The organism is Vreelandella stevensii S18214 (assembly GCF_000275725.1).
GTDB classification, from domain to species: Bacteria; Pseudomonadota; Gammaproteobacteria; order Pseudomonadales; family Halomonadaceae; genus Vreelandella; species Vreelandella stevensii.
Genome location: NZ_AJTS01000038.1, coordinates 1 through 17920, shown reverse-complemented (window position 1 = coordinate 17920; position 17920 = coordinate 1). Strand labels below are relative to the sequence as shown.

Annotated in this window: 14 protein-coding genes; 4 read left to right on the top strand and 10 right to left on the bottom strand. The window is 63.0% G+C overall.

Annotated elements, in window-relative coordinates:
- Positions 1-6: 6 nt before the first annotated feature.
- From HSS18214_RS0109215 to HSS18214_RS0109170, 10 genes are all read right to left on the bottom strand, one after another.
- A complete protein-coding gene (locus HSS18214_RS0109215) occupies positions 7-1059 on the bottom strand; it encodes a phosphotransferase (RefSeq protein WP_016915009.1) in 1053 nt (350 codons plus the stop codon).
- Positions 1060-1187: 128 nt separating this feature from the next.
- Positions 1188-4082: a valine--tRNA ligase gene (locus HSS18214_RS0109210; protein WP_016915008.1), complete on the bottom strand. Its 2895-nt coding sequence runs from the start codon at positions 4080-4082 to the stop codon at positions 1188-1190.
- 129 nt (positions 4083-4211) lie between these two features.
- The gene (locus HSS18214_RS0109205) at positions 4212-5528 is read right to left on the bottom strand and encodes an HlyD family type I secretion periplasmic adaptor subunit (protein ID WP_016915007.1); all 1317 of its coding nucleotides are present in this window, start codon (positions 5526-5528) and stop codon (positions 4212-4214) included.
- On the bottom strand, positions 5525-7663 hold the full coding sequence (locus HSS18214_RS0109200; protein ID WP_016915006.1) for a type I secretion system permease/ATPase: 2139 nt from the start codon (positions 7661-7663) through the stop codon (positions 5525-5527). Before HSS18214_RS0109200 ends, HSS18214_RS0109205 begins: the two co-directional genes overlap by 4 nt.
- Positions 7650-9101, bottom strand: a complete 1452-nt coding sequence (locus HSS18214_RS0109195; protein ID WP_016915005.1) for a TolC family protein — start codon at positions 9099-9101, stop codon at positions 7650-7652. The genes HSS18214_RS0109200 and HSS18214_RS0109195 overlap by 14 nt, the downstream gene beginning before the upstream one ends.
- Before the next feature lie 31 nt (positions 9102-9132).
- Positions 9133-9924, bottom strand: a complete 792-nt coding sequence (locus HSS18214_RS0109190; protein WP_016915004.1) for a SapC family protein — start codon at positions 9922-9924, stop codon at positions 9133-9135.
- A gap of 53 nt (positions 9925-9977) precedes the next feature.
- Entirely contained in the window at positions 9978-11153 is a 1176-nt protein-coding gene (locus tag HSS18214_RS0109185) for an MFS transporter (RefSeq protein ID WP_016915003.1), read from the bottom strand.
- Between the two features lie 81 nt (positions 11154-11234).
- A complete protein-coding gene (locus tag HSS18214_RS0109180; RefSeq protein WP_016915002.1) occupies positions 11235-11666 on the bottom strand; it encodes a DNA polymerase III subunit chi in 432 nt (143 codons plus the stop codon).
- Positions 11667-11736: 70 nt separating this feature from the next.
- On the bottom strand, positions 11737-12858 hold the full coding sequence (locus tag HSS18214_RS0109175; RefSeq protein WP_016915001.1) for a branched-chain amino acid aminotransferase: 1122 nt from the start codon (positions 12856-12858) through the stop codon (positions 11737-11739).
- Between the two features lie 151 nt (positions 12859-13009).
- Positions 13010-14530, bottom strand: coding sequence for a leucyl aminopeptidase (locus HSS18214_RS0109170; RefSeq protein ID WP_016915000.1), 1521 nt, complete (start codon positions 14528-14530; stop codon positions 13010-13012).
- A 148-nt stretch (positions 14531-14678) separates the two neighbouring features.
- Between HSS18214_RS0109170 and lptF the strand changes: the two genes are divergently transcribed.
- From lptF to HSS18214_RS0109150, 4 genes are all read left to right on the top strand, one after another.
- Positions 14679-15758 (top strand): LPS export ABC transporter permease LptF, encoded by a 1080-nt coding sequence (lptF, locus tag HSS18214_RS0109165; RefSeq protein ID WP_026001840.1) that lies wholly within the window; start codon positions 14679-14681, stop codon positions 15756-15758.
- Positions 15758-16837: an LPS export ABC transporter permease LptG gene (gene lptG / locus HSS18214_RS0109160; protein WP_016914998.1), complete on the top strand. Its 1080-nt coding sequence runs from the start codon at positions 15758-15760 to the stop codon at positions 16835-16837. Before lptF ends, lptG begins: the two co-directional genes overlap by 1 nt.
- Positions 16838-16862: 25 nt before the next feature.
- The gene (locus HSS18214_RS0109155; RefSeq protein ID WP_016914997.1) at positions 16863-17348 is read left to right on the top strand and encodes an RDD family protein; all 486 of its coding nucleotides are present in this window, start codon (positions 16863-16865) and stop codon (positions 17346-17348) included.
- A 177-nt stretch (positions 17349-17525) separates the two neighbouring features.
- Positions 17526-17732, top strand: a complete 207-nt coding sequence (locus tag HSS18214_RS0109150) for a (2Fe-2S)-binding protein (protein ID WP_016914996.1) — start codon at positions 17526-17528, stop codon at positions 17730-17732.
- Positions 17733-17920 lie beyond the last annotated feature (188 nt).

Below are 17920 nucleotides of genomic sequence, written 5' to 3'. Positions count from 1 at the left end.
AGTCGGTTATAGCGCGGTTTGTAAACATTGAAGCTCACCATGCACGTGGTCAATGATCGCGGGCGACAAATAGTGCTCTACCCTGTCACGTACATGGGTGATGACGGCGTCGTTGGTCAGCTCTGCCGACCAGTCTTCGCCCTGGCGCTGTTCATCCTGGCGGTGCAGATGCTGAGCGCGCCACTTGGCACACCAGGTGAGCGACCAGAGCCAGGTGGCGCGTCGACAGGCCATCAGCGTCTCAACATTCGGCAGGGTTTGCCCCTGCGTTGACATCTGCGTCTGCCAGCGGCGGTAGAAAGCGACCACCTCGTCCAGGCTGAGTACTGCTTGGCTATTCAGGTCCCAGGTCGTCGAGGTGTAGAGCGACGTGTGCGCCAGGTCGATGCCCGGCAGGCCATAGCGGCATTTTTCCAGATCGACCAGGATCGCGCGCCCGGTATCCGTGACCAGGAAGTTGCCGGGATGGGTATCAAAACTGATCAGGGTCGGTGAGGCATTGGGCAGCGTGCGGGGCAGTAAATCCAGCTCCTGCTGAATGCGCTGGCCAATCCCGGCGGGTAGCTGTGCTTTCGCCAACCAGCTCGCCTGTTGATGCACTTCCGCTACCATGGCCTGCCAGGGGTCGGCAGGGGCCAGTAGCGGTGCCCGAGCGGTCGTGCATGGCAGGGGTTGGCAGTGCAGGCTGGCAAGGGCATCGGCGATGGACGATAAATCTCCGGGCAGTTCTGCCAAACGCCCGTGAATCGCATCGACCAGCAGCGCCCCCCGCGGTAGCTCTGGGGTGGCGGGGAGCACATGGTGTAAGCACGGCGTATGTCCGCCCTGGCTAGCACGCGCATAGCAGGCGGCCTGGTAGTCCAGGTTGGCCTGCGGTGGCAGGTTCATCTGGCTCTGCTTGGGCAGCCTGGCGACCCAGTCTTCCCGCTGGCGGTGAATCCAGACATGGTCGTGGGCCAGGCCGGTGTCAGCCATGGGGGAGAGCGACCGATAGTCGATCCCCTCGCGCTGCAAGGTGGCTGCCAGCGCCTGCAGGCGTGCCGCTGAAAGAGTGGACATCGTGATTGTTCCGCGCAATGAAAGCCGTGGTGGCGCTGATGGGAGAGGGGCTCACCAGGGTGCCAAGTGGTTGCCAGATACTGTAACAAAAACGGCACCCCGGAGGGTGCCGCTGCGTCGCTGTCGCCTTACATGGCCGCAATCTTGGCCTGCTGCTCTTCCAGCAGCTGCCGGGTGGCCTGGAATTCGGCGAGCTTTGCCCGCTCCTTTTCCACCACCGCCACGGGGGCCTTGGCAATGAAGCCATCGTTGCCCAGCTTCTTCTCGATGCCGCCAATCAGCTTGTCCTGCTTGTCGATCTCCTTGGCAAGGCGGGCAAGCTCGGCGTCCTTGTCGATCAGGTCGGCCATGGGCACCAGCACTTCCATATCACCGACGAGCTGGGTAGCCGAGAGCGGCGCTTCATCCGGGTTGGCCAGCCACGTGACGCTTTCCAGTTTGGCCAGCTTGGCCAGGAAACGACGGTTCTGGTCCAGGCGTTCGGCGTCTTCCGGCTGGCCCTTGGTCAGCAGCACGTCCAGCGGCTTGCCGGGGGCAATGTTCATTTCGGCGCGGATGTTGCGCACCGCGATGATCACGCCCTTCAGCCACTCGATATCCCGAGTGGCCTGCTCGTCAATCTTGCTCTCGTCGGCTTCTGGCCAGGCCTGGTGCATGATGGACGCGCCCTCGCCCACATAGGTGCCCGCCAGAGGGGCGACCCGCTGCCAGATCTCTTCCGAGATGTAAGGCATCATCGGGTGGGCCAGGCGCAGGATGGTTTCGAGCACCCGCACCAGGGTGCGGCGCGTGCCACGCTTACGCTTCACTAGCGCTGCCGCTTCCGACGTCCTGTCTCCCGCGGCATTGGTACTTTCCTGTACGTCATCTTCCCATAGCACCGGCTTGGAAAGCTCGAGGTACCAATCGCAGTACTCGTTCCAGACGAACTCGTAAAGCGCCTGGGAGGCGTGGTCGAAGCGGTACTCGTCCATCGCCTTGGTGACCTGCGCTTCGGTTTTCTGCAGCTGGGAAATGATCCAGCGGTCAGCCAGCGAGAGCTCCACTTCCTCACCCTGGTTGCCGCAGTCTTCGCCTTCGGCGTTCATCAGCACGTAGCGCGAGGCGTTCCACAGCTTGTTGCAGAAGTTGCGGTAGCCATCCAGGCGGTTCATGTCGAACTTGATATCGCGCCCGGTAGTGGCCTGTGAAAGGAAGGTAAAGCGCAGCGCATCGGTGCCGTGGGGCTCGATGCCGTCTTTAAATTCCTCTTTGGTGGCTTTGGCAATCGCCTTGGCTTTCTGAGGCTGCATCATGTTGCCGGTGCGTTTTTCCAGCAGCGCCTCCAGGGTGATGCCGTCGATCAGGTCGATGGGGTCGAGCACGTTGCCCTTGGACTTGGACATCTTCTGGCCTTGGCCGTCGCGCACCAGGCCATGAACGTAGACGGTCTTGAAGGGGACTTCGCCGGTGAATTTCAGCGTCATCATGATCATCCGGGCGACCCAGAAGAAGATGATGTCGAAACCGGTGACCAGCACGCTGGAGGGGTGGAAGGTGTCCAGCTCCGGGGTTTTTTCCGGCCAGCCCAGGGTGGCGAAAGTCCACAGGCCCGAGCTGAACCAGGTGTCCAGCACGTCTTCGTCCTGGGTCAGTACGACGTCAGCGCCGAGGCCATGCTTCTCGCGGGCTTCCTCTTCAGTTCGAGCCACGTACACATTGCCGTCGGCGTCGTACCAGGCAGGAATGCGGTGGCCCCACCACAGCTGGCGGGAGATACACCAGTCCTGCAGGTCGCGCATCCAGGCGAAATACATGTTTTCGTAGTTTTTGGGCACGAATTGGATGTCGCCATTCTCTACCGCCGCGATGGCGGGCTTGGCCAGGCTTTCCACCGCCACGAACCACTGGTCGGTGAGCAGCGGCTCGATGACATCGCCGGAGCGGTCGCCGTAGGGCAGCGTGTTATTGACGCTTTCCACTTGCTCCAGTAGGCCGAGCGCGTCCATGTCCGCAACGATCTGCTTGCGTGCCTCGAAACGGTCCAGGCCCGCGTACTTGGCCGGCAGGCTGGCGTCTTCATCGGGCTGCGGTTGACCTTTCAGGTCGAAGATTTCCGCCTGCTCCAGGAGGGTGGCATCCTTGGTGAAGACGTTGATCAGTAGGTGGTTCTGGCGCTTGCCGACTTCGTAGTCGTTGAAGTCGTGGGCCGGGGTGATCTTCACGCAGCCAGAGCCCTTCTCCATGTCGGCGTGCTCGTCGGCCACGATGGGAATGCGGCGGCCCACCAGCGGCAGTTCGATGAACTTGCCGACCAGCGATGCATAGCGCGGGTCTTCCGGGTTCACGGCCACGCCGGTGTCGCCCAGCAGGGTTTCCGGGCGAGTAGTGGCGACCACCACGTAATCCTTGCCGTCGTCGGTTTTGACGCCATCGGCCAGCGGGTAGCGGAAGTGCCAGAAGCTGCCCTGCTGCTCCTTGTTTTCGACTTCCAGGTCGGAAATGGCGGTGTGCAGGGTGGGGTCCCAGTTCACCAGCCGCTTGCCGCGATAGATCAGGCCCTCTTCATGCAGGCGCACGAACACTTCCTGAACCGCCTTGTAGAATCCATCGTCCATGGTGAAGCGCTCACGGCTCCAGTCAACGCTGGCGCCCATGCGGCGCAGCTGGCGGGTAATGTGGCCGCCAGACTCCTCCTTCCACTCCCACACCTTGTCGATGAAGGCATCCCGGCCAAGGTCATGGCGGGTCTTGCCTTCTTCTACGGCGATCTTGCGCTCCACCAGCATCTGCGTGGCGATACCCGCGTGGTCGGTGCCTACCTGCCACAGAGTGTTGTTGCCCTGCATTCGTTTCCAGCGCGTCAGGGTATCCATGATGGTGTCCTGGAACGCGTGGCCCATGTGCAGGCTGCCGGTGACGTTGGGCGGCGGAATCATGATCGAGAAGGGTTGGCCATGGCCCGATGGCGCGAAGCGATTGTCGGCTTCCCAGCGCTCGTACCAGCGGGTTTCGATCTGTTCGGGTTGGTAGGTCTTATCCATGGAGTCACTCACAGCAGAGACGCCCCGCTTGGCGAGGTATCGAATTCATAGGTCAAGGATGCAAAATGGCGACAAGTATAGCGCGACTCGCCTGGGGGCGTCAGGGGGAGGGCGGTATCCTCCCCTGGTTTAATCCCTCAGCGCACGGTCGCGGACCTTGACGACGGGCTCCATCAGGTAGTCCAGCACGCTGCGCTTGCCGCTGAGAATGTCGATTTCGGCCACCATGCCCGGAATGATCGACAGCGGCTGGTTGTCGGCATCGTACAGATAGCCTTCGGTGCGCACTTCGACCGGGTACATCAGCTCCCCCGTTTCCGGCATTTGCACGGCATCGGCAGCAATGGTCACCAGCTCGCCGTCGAGACCGCCGTAGCGGGCGAAGTCATAGGCAGTGAGCTTTACCTTGACCGGCTGCCCGGGGTATAGAAATGCGATATCGGAAGGCCTGATGTGGGCCTCCACCAACAGCGCATCGTCGGCTGGGACGACTTCGATGAGCGGCTCGCCGGGGCGGGCCACGCCGCCAACCGTGCTGATGTGCACCTGATTGACCACACCGGCCACCGGCGAGCGTATCGTGGTGCGTGCCACCTGGTCGGCACGGCCGGGCAGCGTTTTTTCCAGCTCGGCGACCTGCGAGGTGGCTTCGGCCAGTTGCGCCAGCGCATCGGCTTCGAACGCGTTGCGCGCCGCTACCTTGCGGTCCTCGATTTCGGCAATGGAGGCTTCGGCCCTGGCCACGGCGCTCTGCTGGCGAGCCACGTCACCGCGCAGCTCGTTGAGGGTTTGTCTTACCCGCAACAGGGAGGTCTCAGGCTCGATGCCGCGCTGGGCCAGTGGCTGAATGATCGCCAGCTCCTGCTCGGCGAGCTGGACACCGGCTCGGGCCGTGCTCAGCGCCGCTTCCAGCTCGGCTTTTTCCTGGCGGCGCTGATAGCCTTGTTGTTCCAGCACCTGCAACTCGGCCCCCAGCTCGAGCTGGCGACCATGGAACAGGCGCGTTTCGCTGGCCGCGACGCTGGGCGCGCCCTGGCTCAATGCCTCATCCAGTGCCAGCGGCACCTGATTGATTTCGGCTTCGAGCCGCTGTAGGCGCAGTTGCAGTGACCGCAGGCGCTGCAGGCTCTCTTCGTAGTCCCCTTCCAGCGTGCCGCCGCTCAGGGTCATGAGCGTATCTCCTTGGGCCACCACATCGCCACGGCGCACGTTGATTTCCGTGACGACGCCGCCTTCCAGGCTTTCGACGACCTGCAGGCTGCGCGAGGGCACGACCTTGCCTTGGCCACGCGTGACCTCGTCGACCTCCGTGAGGTAGGCCCAGATGAAGCCCACCACCAAAAAGCCGATGATGGTCATCAGCAACAGGCTGCTACCCATGGACCGCCTGGCGCGGCCGTGACGCACGAAATGCTCGAAATCCAACGGAGAGTGCGACTGGCTCACGGGGCTGTTCCTTCACGCGTACGAGTGGGGGAGGCTTCTACCGGGCGCATCACGCTGGCTTTGGGGCCGTCGGCGATGATGCGGCCCTGGTCGAGAATCACCACGCGGTCGACCAGCTCCAGCAAGCTTGTCCGGTGGGTCACCACCACCAGCGTCTGATGCGTGCTGGCGGCCTTGAGCCGTGCGATGACCTCTTTTTCGGTCTGGATATCCATGGCGCTGGTAGGCTCGTCCATCAGCAGGATAGGCGGCGCGCCCAGCAGCGCGCGCGCCAGGCAGATCAGCTGCCGCTGGCCGCCGGATAATCCCTCGCCGCGTTCGCCAATGGGCATGTCATAGCCCTTCGGGTGACGGGCAATGAAGTCGTGGGCCCCCGCCAGCCTGGCAGCGTTCAGGATCTGTTCGTCGGTCGGGTGGTGTGCACCGATGGCGATGTTCTGACGTACCGTGCCGGAAAAGAGCCAGGCTTCCTGCAGGACACTGCCGATGTTGTGGCGCAGATCCGCAGGGTCGATTTGCCGCAGGTCCGTGTCGTCCACCAGAACGGCGCCCTGCTCAGGCGGATAAATCCCCAGCAGCAGTCGCGCCAGGGTGCTTTTTCCAGAACCGACACGACCCAGCAAGGCGACCTTTTCGCCGGGATGGATGGTCAGGTTGATATTGACCAGCGCGGCGGTGGTCTGCTCGGGGTAGCGAAAGCTGACATCCTGCAGGCACAGCTTGCCGTCAAGCGAGGGGCGGCTCAAATAGTGGCGCCCGGCGGGGCGCTCGGATGGCATGCTCATGAGCTGGTCGAGGGCTCGGTACGAGGTGCGAGCCTGATTGATGCGCGTCATGGTCTGGGCCAGTTGGGCCAGCGGCGCGAGGGCACGGCCAGTGAGAATGACACAGGCAATCATGGCACCCATGGAAATCACCCCATCCCCGACCAGGAACACGCCATAGACGACGATGCTTACCTGAGCGGCCTGCTGCGCCAGGGCCGTGGCGTTGAGCGCAAACTGCTGAATGGCGCGACCCTGACGACCCACCTTCGACTGCTGCTGAACGCTCTCTTCCCAGCGCTGGCGAATCATCGGGGCCGCACCGCTGGCCTTGATGGTTTCAAGACCCGCCACGGCTTCGATCAATACCCCCTGCTTGGAGCGGCTCTCTTCGAAGGCCTGCCCGGACAGCCGCTTGAGGAAGGGCTGCACGGCCACGCCAATCAGCAGCACCAGCGGGACCGCCACCAGTGGCACGATGGCCAAGGGGCCACCAATCAAATAGATGACGCCGACGAAGAGCAGTATGAACGGCAGGTCCACCACGGCCACGAGGGAGGCAGAGGCGAAGAAATCGCGCAGCGTTTCGAACTCCCGCAGGGTATTGGCAAAGCCGCCGGTGGAGCCCCGCTTGGCGCTCATCTGCAGGTTGAGGACGTGATCGAAGATACGTCGCCCCATGCGCAGGTCCGCTTCCTGGCCTGCCCGCTCGATGAACAGCTGGCGCAAGGTCTTGACGGCAAAGTCGAAGACCAGCGCAATACTCACCCCTATGGTGAGCGCGACAAGCGATTCGATGGCCTCATTGGGCAGCACGCGGTCGTACACCACCATGATGAACAGCGAGGTCGCCAGGCCGAGAAAGTTGGTCAAGGCGGCGGCGATCACCACTTGGGTGTACACCCAGCGGTTGTTCGTGAGGGCGCTCCAGAACCAGTGGCCGCCCTGTATCTCGGGGGCCTGATTGAGCGCGACGGGACGATAGCGGGCGCGCACGGCGATCACATGGCCGATATATTCGGTCTGCAGCGCTGCCAGGGTGGTCTCCACCGGCTGGTCACCCAGGGCCGGGTCGTAAAGCGCAAACCGCTGCTGATCGATACGCCCGATGATCACCACGGCGCGGCCATGCTGGAGCAGGGCAACGGCTGGCAGCAGCGAGTTACCCAGCGTTTCCAGGCCGTGCTCGCCCAGCGCCGCCACCATGCCATGGCGCTCTGCGGCGTCGATGAAGCCATCGGGGGTCATGGCGGTCTCGTTGCCAACGCGATGCGCCCGTACGGCTGCTGCCGACACCGGCAGCTCCAGATGTGAAGCGACAAACGTCAGGCATTGTTCAAGGGCGTCGGAGCGCGAATCAGCGGCGTTCAATATGTATCTCCAGGGCGTCCAGCAGTTCGCCGGTCACCGCCAGCTGTTGAAAGCTGGCCTGTTCCCAGCGTACTCGGCGATTGACCAGCTCGACGGCGGCTTGGAACAGGTCTCGTTGGGCATCCAGCAGGTCGTTGATGCTGCTGCGGCCGACGGCAAATTGATCACGGTATGCCAGCAAGGCCTCCTCTTCGGCGGCCAGGGTGGCGGTCTGGGCTGCCAGTTCGGCACGCCGGGTATCGGTATCGGTCAGCGCAGAGCGGACTTCGCGCTCCAACTCGCGGCGCAGCGCCTGCTGCTCGTACTGGCTTTGCTGCTGGCGCTCGACGGCCTGGGCCACGCGTGCGGAAGTGGCGCCGCCGCTGTAGGGGGTGTAATCCACATTGAACAGCAGGGCCACGTCGTTATCGGACTCATTGAAGTCGTTGACATCGAACTGGCGACCCTCGACGGCGACACTGACGCTGGGTAGACGCGCATTGCGGGTGGCCTGCGCTTCGGCGCCGCTGGCTTCGCTGGCCAGGGTGCGGCTGCGTAACGCGGCATTGCGGCTGAGGGCGCTGTCCAGCAGCTGGTCGGCGTTGACATCGCGCAGCATGGCGGCGCTTTCAGGCAGCGCCAAGGTGTCCGGTGTCGTGAAGAAGGCTTCCTGATAGACATTGATGGCACGGGCCAGCTCGCCTTCCAGGGAGATCAGTCGAGACTCGGCATCGCTCAAGCGACTCTGTGCGCGCAAAACGTCCGCTCGCGAGCCTGCCCCCGCATCCCGCCGCAGGCTGACATCCGTGAAAATGCGCTGGTGCTGCTGGAGATTGTGCTCTGCCAACTGGCGCTGCGTGGTCAAGCGCGCGACATCCAGGTAGGCATTGATGGCGTAGAGGACTTCCTCTTCGATGCTGACCTGGGATTGCCAGAATGCCGCTTCCGCGCTGAGGTCGGCGGCGCGCAAGCGCTCACCGCTGGCGCCAAAGTCCAGCAGCAGTTGGCTGAGGGTGACCACGGCGTCCATCCGCGAGCCGCGGTCGGGCAGCGCCTCGGTGCGCTGGAGATCATTGCGATACTCGAGGCCTGCGTTGACTTGCGGGCGACGTACGGCGCGTACTTCATCGATCTGCAGCACCGACTCGCGCTCCCGGGAGCGCTGAGCAAGAATTCTCGGCTGCTGTTCCAGCGCGCTCTGGAGGCGGTAGCGTAAGTCATCGAGGCCCTGGTGCCGTTGAGCAGAGCGACCTTCCTGCCAGCGGAACGCGTCCAGCTGCTGGCGCAACTCGGGCGTAAACACCGGGCCTTCCAGTGACGAGGCGGGCAGGGGAAGCGGTTCCTCCTGAGCGTCGGATACAGGCTGTGCCACCAGCGGCGGGCAGGTCAGCAACAACATGGCCCCCAGGCAACAACCCAGGCGTACTCGGCGAGGCAGCGCCATCACATTTACGTTCATACACTTTCCTGATCCAGGTGGTGCCGAGCACTCACTTACGAGGGTCTTGCCAGTGGTATTGCTCTTCATCGTTCAGCGCTTCCTGCCACTGTGCCAGGGTGGAAGACGTGTCGGCAGGCGAGGCGGCCGGCGCGGGGGGAGTGCGGCGCTGTCGATAGGCCAGCAATCGCCCCATCTGGTGCTGCGATTGCAACTGAGCGTACACCAAAGGCACGGCCCCCAATTGCCAGAAAAGCCCCAATTGTGTGTCGGTAAGTGATTGCCAGGCGCTTTCGTTCACTTGATGCAGCGTCACGCTCCCCTGGTAGGCCTTTGGCGTCCAAGGGGTGAGCAGCCTGGCCTGGTCGAGGGCAGAAAGCGCCTTTGCAACACGCTGGCAGCCTTGCGCTCGCTGGGTTAAAAAGCGCAGCACTTGCTGCGGAAAGCGTGCCAGGCCACCCTGTTGCTGAAACAGCGGCTCGCCATCGAGGGCCTCGACCACACAGGGGGAGTGGGTGTCGATGCAGAGTTGCCCCGGCGCGTCGGGATGCAAGCCAAAGGGGTGGCTGCGCAGGGCCGAAGGAACGTAAGCGGCTTGCCAGCGGCCGTCGGCATCGACCATCAGGTTATGAGTGTCATCGAGGCTCAGCAGCGCCACCGCTTGCCACCCTTGATCACCGTTCACGAAGGCCATTGGAAAACAGGCAGCCGCATGCCGCAGCTCCGCATCGGCCAGGGGCGTCATAAGGGTGTGGCGGGCAAAGTGGTAACGGGTAAAACGTCGCCACATCAATGCGCCGTGGCGTTTTGGGTCCAGCGGTTCCCAGTGGGCTGCAAGGGTCATGGGGCACACCTTATATCGTCAAGCGCGCACCTTACCAAATCCAGCTCGGTGCGTCAGCGCAAGATCAGCCTGCGCATGGTCAACAGGCCAATCACGGGGCCGGGCAGTAGCCACCAGATCACCCAGGGCCCCTGGCTTTCCCATAGCGACGTTACCAGCGCGATGGATGGGATGGTCAGCGCAAAGCCGATGGCATTCATCATGGCTAGGGCGGCACCCAGCCGCTCGGGGGGCGCGCTGGCCGACGCCAGGGCCGAAAACTGCGCCGAGTCGGCAATCACGCTGATGCCCCAGAGCGCCAGCAGGACCAGCAGGAACCCTGGGGAAAGGCCCGCCAGCAGGGGGTATAGAAGGCATAGGGTGCCGGATACCGCCAGCGCTACGAAGGCCACCTTTGCGCTGCCTATGCGACGGCTCCAGCGGCCTGCCAGCACACACCCGGGCAGGCCCAGCGCGATCACGGCAAAGCTGAGCCACGGCTGAAGGCTGGCGGCGGCGCTGAGCCGTTCCAGTTCTCTGGCCACCAGCAAGGGGACCAGCGCCCACAGGGCGTAGAGTTCCCAGCAGTGGCCAAAATAGCCCAGCGACGCGGCGCGGAAAGCTTTCTGTTTGAAGGCGGCAAGCCCTGCCCAGGGGCGGCCTGCCGAGGCCTTGGCAGGCAGGTGGGGCCCAGTGCCCAGCCGCAGAATCAGCAGGGCGGCCAGCAGCGCCAGCACCGAGGAGAGCAGCAGCGGCCACTGCCAGGGCAAATGCAGCGTGACGCCCCGCAGCAGGTGCGGCGAGGCAATGCCGAGGGTCAGCATGCCGACCAGCCACCCCAGTGCCGAGCCTGCATGGCGGGGTGTCCAACTGACCACCAGCTTCATGCCCAGTGGGTAGATGCCTGCCAGGCAAAGCCCCACCATGAAACGTGCCATGGCTGCCAGCGAGAGGCTCTCCACCACGCCAATGAAGGCGGCATTGAGCACGGCGCCCAGCACGGCCGAGACGGCAAACAGCTGGCTGGCCCGTACGCGGTCCGCCAGGCCCGTGGTGGCGATGGCCAGCGTGCCGGTAATGAAGCCCGCTTGAACGGCCATGGTCAGCAGCCCCAGGTCGCGCTCGCTGAGTCCCGCCGCTTCCTGCAGCGCTAGGCCAACGCCGTTGATGCTGAACCACAGCGAGGTGCCAAAGAGCTGAGCAATGACAATGACGGCAAGCGGCCAGCGGGCCAGGACAGTTGACGGCATGGGGGGCCTATCCTTGGAGTTGTTGTTATTGAATGATGGTTGGAGGACGGCAGGGGGTGAGTTGCTCGGAGCGCTTGGCCCTCAGCCTAATTTGTGTGGCACCACCTCGTGCCCCAGCGCCTTGTAGCGCTGCCAGCAGGCGCGCTTGGCCAGCAGCACCTGCTGGTGCTGGTTGATGATTTCCGCGACTCGGGCGTAGTGCTCGAAACCCTCGGGGATCTCAGGGTGCAGATTAAGTAGCGCGGTCGCTTCCGTGGGCACCGGCAACCGCTGCCAGCCCAGAGTGATGGGCACGCTGGCCGCCAGCTCGCTGTCTTCCAGCGCATGGGGCAGGTAGGCATCGTCGCGAAAGCGCCACAGGGCGTCGTCGGCCTGCTCGGCCAGCGCTTTGTCTTCGCAGTGCAGGTGCAGGCGGTAGCCTTTGCGATGGATGGTCTCTGCCAGTTTACAGGCGAACTGCAGGCGGGCGTCGAGGGTGGTGTCGGGAAGAATATAGAAATCGATACGCGCCATCGGATGGCTCCAGAAGTCTGGCGGTGCTCCCCCCGGCCGAGCAGCGGCCGGGGGGCAAAGCCCGGTGTGATTAGACCAGGCGGGTCAGCCAGCCGTACTTGTCTTCGCTGCGGCCATACTGAAGGTCGAGCAGCGTCTTGCGGATGCGCTTGGCTACTTCGTTGTTGCCGTCACCCTGCAGGCGGATACGCTCGTTTTCGGTCACCAGTTCCCCCACTGGCGTGATCACGGCGGCGGTGCCACAGGCAAAGACTTCGGTGATCTCGCCGGAGGCCGCGCCTTCGCGCCATTCGTCGATGCTGATGGCGCGCTCTTCGGGCGTCAGGCCCGCATCCTTGGCCAGGGTCAGGATAGAGTTGCGGGTCACGCCTTCGAGAATGGTGTCGGTCAGGCGCGGTGTGACGATGCGGCCATCCTTGTAAACGAAGAACAGGTTCATGCCGCCCAGCTCTTCGATCCACTTGTTCTCGGCCGCATCCAGAAACGCCACCTGGCTACAGCCATTGGCAGCCGCTTCTTTTTGAGCTGCCAGGGAGGCCGCGTAGTTGCCGCCACACTTGGCAAAGCCGGTGCCGCCGGGGGCCGCGCGCTTGTAGTGGGAAGAGAGCCAGATGGAGACCGGCTCGATGCCGCCTTTGAAGTAGGCCGCCGCGGGCGACGCAATCACGTAGTAATCGACTTCGTGGGCCGGACGCACGCCCAGAAACGCTTCCGAAGCGATCATGAACGGACGCAGGTAGAGGCTGCACTCGTCGGCGTCGTTGGCGGGGGTGGGTACCCAGACGTGATCCTGGGCCAGCAGCGCTTTCAGCGAGCCGAGGAAGTCTTCATCGGAGAGTTCCGGCAGGGCCAGGCGGCGAGCACTGCGGCGGAAACGCTCGGCGTTCTTCTCGGGACGGAAGGTCCACACCGAGCCATCGGCGTGACGGTACGCCTTGATGCCTTCGAAGATCTCCTGGCCGTAGTGCAGCACAGAGGCGGCAGGGTCCAGGGTCAGCGGGCCGTAGGGGCGCACCTGATGGCCGTGCCAGTCGGCATCGATGGTCCAGCGCACGTGGGCCATGTGGTCGGTGAAGTGCTTACCGAATCCTGGGTTTTGCAGAATATTGTTACGAATCGCATCGGCTACCGGCTGGTTGGAGGGCAGCGTTTCAAAACGTGAGTCGAACTGAGCATCTGAAGCTGTGGGCACGGCGTGTTCTCTCCGCTAGAGCCAGGCCCCGAAGGGCGTAAAAGCGTTGTATGGGGTATCGCGTGTGCCGAGGTAGCCCCGGCACACGCTTATGCTGTCAGGTTTAACGGTTGCGCTACGGAAAGGCAACCATTGTTGGCCTGTTTTGGCGTCACTCGCCGCTGTTTTCCACTTGGGCGTCGGCTTCACGGTCCAGCAGGTACTGGGTCAGCAGACCCACCGGGCGACCCGTGGCGCCTTTCTGCTTGCCGGAGTGCCAGGCTGTGCCGGCGATGTCCAGGTGCGCCCAGGGGAAGTGGTCGGCGAAGCGCGACAGGAAGCAGGCCGCCGTGATGGTGCCTGCTGGGCGGCCACCAATGTTGGCCAGGTCGGCAAAGTTGGAGTCCAGCTGCTCCTGGTACTCGTCCCACAGCGGCAGGTGCCAGGCGCGGTCCCAGGCGGTTTCCCCGGCGTCCAGCAGGTCGAGGGCCAGGTCGTCGTCATTGGCCAGCAGGCCGGTGGCGTGATGGCCCAAGGCAACGATGCAGGCACCGGTCAGCGTGGCGATATCCACGACGCTGGCCGGCGTGAAGCGCTCGGCGTAGGTGAGTGCATCGCACAGCACCAGACGGCCCTCGGCATCGGTGTTGAGCACTTCGACGCTCAAGCCCTTCAGGGTCTTGATGATATCGCCCGGCTTGGTGGCAGCGCCGTCGGGCATGTTCTCGGCCGCAGCGACGATGAACACCACATTGAGTTTGGGCCTGATGGCCAGCACGGCCTTGACGGTGCCGAACACGCTGGCGGCGCCGCCCATGTCGAATTTCATCTCGTCCATGCCTTCGCCGGGCTTGAGCGAGATGCCGCCGGTATCGAAGGTAATGCCTTTGCCGATCAGCACGTGGGGCGCTTCGTCGGCATCCTCGGCGCCTTGATACTTCATCACGATCAGGCGCGAGGGTTCGCGGCTGCCGCGACCCACGGAAAGTAGCGAGTGAGCGCCCAGCGCTTCCAGCGCTTCCTCGTCCAGGATGTCGACGGCCAGCGCACCTTGTGAATCGCGCCCCAGCGCTTCGGCCTGTTCGGCCAGGTAGCGGGGCGTGCAGACGTTGCCGGGCAGGTTGCCCAAGGTGCGAGTGACGTTGATGCCTTGCCCAATCGCGCAGCCCAACGCGGCGCCTTGTTTGGCCAGCAGGCCTTCGGCGGCGTCCGTCACGATCAGGTGAAGCTTGGCCAGGGTAGGTGGTTTGGCGGGCGCGAACTTGAAGTGATCGAAGCGGTAGAGGGCACGCTCGGCAGCTTCGAGGGTCTTGCGCGCTTTCCAGCTGGCATCGCGGCCTTCCAGCGGCACGTCGGTGAAGGTAGCGCTGGCTTCATCGATGGGGAGCTTGACCAGCGCTGTCATGGCCGCGTCCAGTGCCTTGAGGAAAGCGGCTTCCTGGCATTTGCCGCGCTCTCCCAGCCCAACCAGCAGCAGGCGCTCGGCGCCCAGCCCTGGTGCAAAGGGAATCATCTGCACATTGCCCAGGGCGGCGTCGAAGTCACCGCGGCTCAGCAGTTGGCCGATCAGCCGCTCGCTGGCATCGTCGAGTTTGGCGACAGCGGGGAGTAAGTCGCTATCCTTGTAGACAGGCAGAACGAGACAAGCCGTTTCGGCTTTGGCTGGGTTTGCGGTCTGAACGGAAAATTCCATGACGTCTCCAACAAGACAAGCAACGAGTGATTCGGGATAATGCCCCGTCATTTACGACCAGTGTGATCAGTGTATCCAATTCGATGAATAGTGTACCCAAGCCACGGGCGCATTGCATGGCAACCTGTACCGCTAGCCGGAGAGTACGTTGATATTATTTCGGTACTTAACTCGTGAAGTATTACTGACCATGTCTGCGGTGGCAGGCATTCTGCTGCTGGTGATCATGGGTAGCCGGTTCATCCGCTATTTCTCGGATGCGGCCGAGGGCGATTTTCCCGTGACGATTCTGGGCAGCCTGATGGTGTTCCATTTGCCCGGGTTTATGGAGCTGATTCTGCCGCTGTCGTTTTTCCTCGGCATTCTGCTGGCGTATGGCCAGCTCTACATGAACAGTGAAATCACCGTCATGGTGGCCTGTGGCATGAGCCCGACCCGGCTGCTGCGGGTGACGCTGCTGCCCGCCTCCGTGGTGGCCGTGCTGGTGGGGCTGTGTAGCCTGTGGCTGACGCCTACCGGGGCCTTGCAAACCGCAACCACGCTGGAAGAGCAGCGCAGCCGCCTGGACGTCTCGGTACTGGCCCCCGGACGTTTTCAGGATTTTGGCGGCGGGCGTACCGCGTACATCACCGATTTCAGCAGCGATGGCCGACAGATGCAGGAAGTGCTGGTGCACGAACAGGCGCGGCAGGGGGCCGAACAGCCGCACAGCTACGTGACCCGGGCCGGGTCGGGCTACCAGGAAACCAGCGTCGAGACCGGCAGTCGCTTCCTGGTGCTGGAAAACGGTGAACGCTACGGCGTCACCCCAGGCCTTCTGAATGCCGAACGTCTGACCTTCGAGCGCTATACCCTGCGGCTGGGTTTGAGCCGAGACCGTCAGGAGCTGGATTCTCTTGAGTATGCCAGTACCCTTGAGCTGTGGAACGACGCAAGCCCCCGCGCCCAGGCGCAGTTTCAGTGGCGGGTAGGCCTGCCGCTGATGGTCTTCGTGCTGGCCCTGCTGGCACAGCCGCTTTCTCGGGTGAACCCGCGCCAGGGGCGATTTGCCAAGCTGCTGCCTGCAGTGTTTCTGTATGTCGCGTATCTTAGCCTGTTGCTGGCAGCGGTGGATGCCATTGGCGGCGGCTCGCTGCCTGCGGCTATCGGCGTGTGGCCGGTGCATGGCCTGTTCCTGGCCTTGGGCTGTTTGCTGCTATGGCACTCGCAACGGAAAGGAATGCGCTAATGCTGAATGGGTTGATGGGGGCTGACCGACTGGATCGCTATATTGCCCGCAACGTGCTGGCGGCCATTATCGTCGTGCAGTGTGTCTTGCTGGGGCTGGATATCACGATTGCCTACATCGGTGACTTGAGCGACACCCAGGGCGACTACACTGCTCTGGATGTGCTGTTATACCTGATCATGCGCCTGCCCTGGCGGTTCTATCAGTATGCGCCGGTAGCGGTGCTGATTGGCGCGCTGATTGGCCTGGGGAGTATGGCCTCCAGTAACGAGCTGACCGTAATGCGGGCGGCGGGCCGCTCGCTGGTGCGTATCGTATGGGGCGTCATGAAGCCGGTGCTGCTGGTCGTCGTCGTCGTGCTGCTGGTGGCCGAGTTCGTGACCCCGCGCACCGAACAGTACGCCGAAGCCTGGCGGCTGGAGCAGCGCCAGGGCGAAGGCGCGATGCTGACCAGTCGCAGCGGCTGGCAGTTCGAAGGTGACAGCGTCTACCGTTTTGGCGCCATCCGTGCCGACAACGTGGTGCTGGATTTGACCCGTTACCGCTTCGACGAGCGGCGGCTGGTGGAGGCGACCCATGCGCAGCGCGCGCACTGGGAAGAGGGTGCCTGGGTGCTGGAAGAGGTCACCACGACCCGGATATACGATGCTCGGACCGAATCGGACTACCAGCCAACGACTGCCTGGGACACGAACCTGACGCCGACGCAGCTGGAACGCTTGCTGCGCGATATCCAGAGCCAGGCACCCAGCGAACTCTGGGCCTATGCCCAATTCCTCAAGAGCCAGGGGCTTCAGGCCGACCAGCCGCTGCTCTACTTCTGGCAGAAGGTGCTGCTGCCGCTCACCATGGGCTCGCTGGTACTGATTGCGGCGTCCTTCGTGTTTGGCCCGCTGCGTACCGTGGCGGCAGGGACGCGGGTCTTCTATGGCGTGGTCACCGGCCTGCTGTTCAAGTACGTACAGGACCTGCTGGCCCCGGCCTCCACGCTGTTCGGGTTTTCGCCGGTCTGGGCTGTTCTAGTGCCCACCCTGGCCTGTGCGGCGGTGGGCATCTACTTCCTGCGCCGCAACGGTTGAGCGGGGTATACGCATTGAAAAGAGGATGGAAAGAGTGACCCATACAAGACGCTTCACCCAGTTAGACAGCGTGTGGCCTGCGGGGCTGGGACGCCGTCTGGGCGCCATGATTTACGACGGTTTTCTGGTGCTGGCCATCTGGATTGCGGCCACCGTTGCCCATCTGGCGTTCTTTCGTTTCGTGCTGGGCCAGACGGCGGATGAAATCGGCACGACGGCGCTGGACATCTGGAGCTTACGGCTGATACTGGTGTTCTTCGTGACGCTGTTTTTCGTCTATGCCTGGCGACGTGGCGGCATGACGCTGGGGATGCAGGCCTGGCGGCTTCGCGTGCAAACGCTGGACGGGCACGCCATCTCCTTGCAGCAGAGCCTGATTCGCTGTGCGGTGGCCTGGGTGTCGCTGGCCGCCCTGGGGCTGGGCTATTGGTGGGTGCTGTTCGACCGGCAGCGCAGAAGCTGGCCCGACATCGTATCGCGCACGGAAACCGTGGTGTTGCCCAAGAAGTGATAAAAATAATGAAAAAATTCGAGCGACGAAAAGGATGAAAAATAGCTTTTCGTCAATCGGTTAGCTATCCATTAGCAGAGCCTCAAGAAGAATCGCTACTAAAGAGTAGTGTTTTCTACTTGAAAAGATGTATGCGAATCATTTACATTCATCTCATGTCTTGTATGAGGTGGCGCTATGTACGTATGCGTGTGCAAAGGAGTAACCGACCATCAGATTCGTCAGCAAGTGAGCGACGGAGCGCGCAGCTGGCGAGAAGTGCGTGAAGCTACCGGCTGTGGCACGCAGTGCGGCAAATGCGCCTGCTATGCCAAGTCGCTGACCCGTGAAGCGGTTCAGGTGGCGCGGGCCGAAGCCGACATGAGTCTCGCTTACGCCGTATGACGCGAATCACTCTTGTTAGGCTTATCGTTAGCAAATAATTGATTTATTTGAAATTTTTGTTTTCCCGTCTATACTCCCGACAACGTTGGGAGTAAGCCTTTTTATCGAACATCGCGAAAAACCTCGTACTTCTAGTGCGAGGATGGATAGCGAGGGGCGCGAGAGCGCCCCTAGCCCGGCCTCGATTG

Coding starts and splice junctions, on each gene's coding strand:
- HSS18214_RS0109215 (WP_016915009.1), bottom strand. CDS start 1,059: ATGTCCACTCTTTCAGCGGCACGCCTGCAGGCGCTGGCAGCCACCTTG.
- HSS18214_RS0109210 (WP_016915008.1), bottom strand. CDS start 4,082: ATGGATAAGACCTACCAACCCGAACAGATCGAAACCCGCTGGTACGAG.
- HSS18214_RS0109195 (WP_016915005.1), bottom strand. CDS start 9,101: ATGAACGTAAATGTGATGGCGCTGCCTCGCCGAGTACGCCTGGGTTGT.
- HSS18214_RS0109190 (WP_016915004.1), bottom strand. CDS start 9,924: ATGACCCTTGCAGCCCACTGGGAACCGCTGGACCCAAAACGCCACGGC.
- HSS18214_RS0109185 (WP_016915003.1), bottom strand. CDS start 11,153: ATGCCGTCAACTGTCCTGGCCCGCTGGCCGCTTGCCGTCATTGTCATT.
- HSS18214_RS0109180 (WP_016915002.1), bottom strand. CDS start 11,666: ATGGCGCGTATCGATTTCTATATTCTTCCCGACACCACCCTCGACGCC.
- HSS18214_RS0109170 (WP_016915000.1), bottom strand. CDS start 14,530: ATGGAATTTTCCGTTCAGACCGCAAACCCAGCCAAAGCCGAAACGGCT.
- lptG (WP_016914998.1), top strand. CDS start 15,758: ATGCTGAATGGGTTGATGGGGGCTGACCGACTGGATCGCTATATTGCC.
- HSS18214_RS0109155 (WP_016914997.1), top strand. CDS start 16,863: ATGGAAAGAGTGACCCATACAAGACGCTTCACCCAGTTAGACAGCGTG.
- HSS18214_RS0109150 (WP_016914996.1), top strand. CDS start 17,526: ATGTACGTATGCGTGTGCAAAGGAGTAACCGACCATCAGATTCGTCAG.